Source organism: Sinomonas sp., from assembly GCF_036848755.1.
Lineage (GTDB): Bacteria > Actinomycetota > Actinomycetes > Actinomycetales > Micrococcaceae > Sinomonas.
Genome location: NZ_DAIUJO010000223.1, coordinates 1 through 2,660, shown reverse-complemented (window position 1 = coordinate 2,660; position 2,660 = coordinate 1). Strand labels below are relative to the sequence as shown.

Here is a 2,660-nt window from a genome sequence, read left to right as displayed (position 1 = left end):
GCCCTTGTTCTCGAGGTTGACCACGAACAGGTGCCCCACCCTCCCGGCAGCGCCCCCCGAGGACCCGGTCGGCGGCACCGTCAGCGCAGCAGACCCAGACTGCGCGGGAGCGGCTGATCCAGGCTGCGCGGAGGGGGCCGGGCCCGGTGACGGGGGCTGGCAGCCCGATGCCGCCAATGCGAACGCGGCGAGGAGACCGGCCCAGGCAGACCGCCTCACGAGGCTCCGCACCCGGCCGCCTGGAACGCTTCGCCCCATCATCTGTCCCCCTCCTCGCGCGGGCACCTCGGATGGGGGAACTGTTGCACACCGAAGCTGGGATTGACAGGCAGGGAAGCTGGGAATCGTCCCGGGCGCTGACCGGCAGCGTTTCGAGGCTGCCCCGCGGTCGCCGGCGTAGCCCGTCTGGGCCGGCAGGAGGGCCTTGTTGCGGCACGGGGCGCGCCGCGACACTGGTCTGGTCGGAAAGGCGCATGAGGGGAGGATCGCGATGCAGAGCAGCGCCGCCCGCAGCGCACGGATTTCCCGGCCGGCCTGGCTCACCCGCAACGTCGCCGTGCTCAGCGGGGTCAGCCTCCTGCAGGATGCCGCGAGCGAGATGCTCTACCCGGTGCTGCCGATCCTGCTCACGGTCGTCCTCGGCGCCCCGCCTGCCGTCGTCGGTGCCGTCGAGGGGGCTGCGGAGGGGGTCGCGTCGCTGACGAAGGTTCTCGCCGGCCGTATCGCCGACCGGGTCCCGAAGAAGGAGCTCATCGGATCCGGGTACGGTCTCGCCGCGGCGGGCAAGGCAATCATCGCCGTGGCGTACGCATGGCCGGCGGTGCTGCTGGGCCGGTGCGTCGACCGCCTCGGCAAGGGAATCCGGGCCGCTCCACGGGATGCCCTGCTCGTGGCCGGGGTCGACACGGCCACCCGCGGGCGGGCATTCGGCCTGCACCGCACGGCAGACACCGGTGGGGCAGTCCTGGGGCCGGCCCTCGGGCTGCTCCTGTACGAGCTCCTCGGCCGCCAGCTCCGGCCCCTCCTGGCCGTCGCGGTCATCCCGGCCGTGCTCTCGGCGCTGCTCGTGACCGCGGTGAAGGCGCCCCCAGTTCCCAGCCCGTCCGGGCATCCCGTACCCGCTGCTGGCAGGCCTCCTGCCCTGCCACGGCGGCTGCGCAGGCTCATCGCCGTCCTCGCCCTGTTCTCCCTCGTGAACTTCCCGGACTCCCTCCTGCTGCTGCGCGCCCACGACCTCGGGCTCCCTACCAGCGGGGTGATCGCCGCCTACATCCTGTACAACATTGTCTACGCTGGGCTCTCCTACCCCGCGGGTGCGCTCTCGGACAAGCTCCCCAAACACGTCGTCTTCGCGACCGGTCTGGGCTTCTTCGCGCTCGGCTACCTCGGCCTCGGCCTCATCAGCTCACCCGAATGGGTCTTCCCGGTGCTCCTCGCGTATGGCGGCTTCAGTGCCTGCACCGACGGCGTCGGGAAGGCCTGGGTCTCGAGCCTGGCCCCCGAGGCAGCCCAGGGCCGAGCCCAAGGGCTCTTCCAGGGCCTGACTGGCGGGGCGATCCTGGTCGCCGGGCTCTGGGCCGGACTGGCCTGGGGGCCCAGCGGGCAGCTCCCCCTGCTTGCCTCCGGGGCCGCGGGCCTCGGGCTCGCCCTCGTGCTCCTGCTCGCCGGCCCACGGCTCACCCCCGAGTCCCGCGGCGCGCCGCCACCGCCCTAGACGCCTGACCGCCATTGGCGGCCGCGGGACTGCGGTCCCTGCCAGCCGGTCCCCAGTGCCGGCGGACGCGCTCCGGTCGTCCGGGATGCCACACACGGGCGCTCACCCGGGACTTGCGAGCTTCTGCCGGAGATCCATGGTTAGGCCGGAGGCGGGCCGGATCCCCCTGCACGCTGCCCCGCACGATGGCCCTTCAAGGACTGTGCTGACCGCCCTCGGCGGTCAGCGGGGCGCGCACATGGAGGTCCTGGCCGACGTCACTGGAGGCTGAAGACTGCAAGGGCGGCTCACTCGAGTGTCGCAGTGTCGCTGCCCATGCGGGCAGGGACACTCCCGCGCCAGCGCACATGGAGAGTTCCTCGAGAAAGCTCCCAGGGCCTGCACAGTGTGCGCTGCTCGGCTCGTGGACCGTGTCTGGGGTTTCAGACCAGCCCTCTTCGCCCTGCGGTCTACCACAGAGCACCCCTGTCCGAGCTGGGGCGTACCCCCGTTGTGTGGGCGCCTCGAGGCGGCATGTCTCCTGCACGAAGTCGACGGAGGCGAGGAGCGCTCCGGTGATGTGCAGCGGCGTGGGGGGGGAACTGCCGCTGCCGGACTCCACGAACGGCGTCCGGGCGGTCGTGGCTGTTCAGTCCTGCTCGGCGCGGGCTTCGCGTGTGCGGGCCTTGGCGCGGCGGCGGAGGGCCTCGATGCCGATGGGGGCGACGGAGGCCAGGACGATGAGGGTGGCGAGGACGTCGATGTTCTTGGCGACGAACTCGACGTGGCCCAGCCACATCCCGACCAGGGTCACGGCGATGGTCCAGATGACGGCGCCGACGACGTTCCAGGCCAGGAACGCCCCGCGGTGGTAGCGGGCGGCGCCGGCGACGACCGGGGTGTAGGTGCGGGCGATGGGCACGAAGCGGGCCAGGGCCAGGGCGCGGCCGCCGTAGCGGGCGAAGAA

General features: G+C 72.5%; 2 protein-coding genes and 1 pseudogene. 1 reads left to right on the top strand and 2 read right to left on the bottom strand.

Annotated elements, in window-relative coordinates; genetic code table 11:
- Positions 1-261: pseudogene (locus V7053_RS18700) on the bottom strand (hypothetical protein); the annotation flags it as partial.
- 229 nt (positions 262-490) lie between these two features.
- On the opposite strand from V7053_RS18700, the gene V7053_RS18695 reads away from it, so the two are divergent.
- Positions 491-1,714, top strand: coding sequence for an MFS transporter (locus tag V7053_RS18695; protein WP_334173757.1), 1,224 nt, complete (start codon positions 491-493; stop codon positions 1,712-1,714).
- Between the two features lie 628 nt (positions 1,715-2,342).
- On the opposite strand, the gene V7053_RS18690 is transcribed toward V7053_RS18695, so the two are convergent.
- Positions 2,343-2,660, bottom strand: a 318-nt coding sequence (locus tag V7053_RS18690) for a DedA family protein (protein ID WP_334173756.1), incomplete at its 5' end; no start/stop codon positions are given.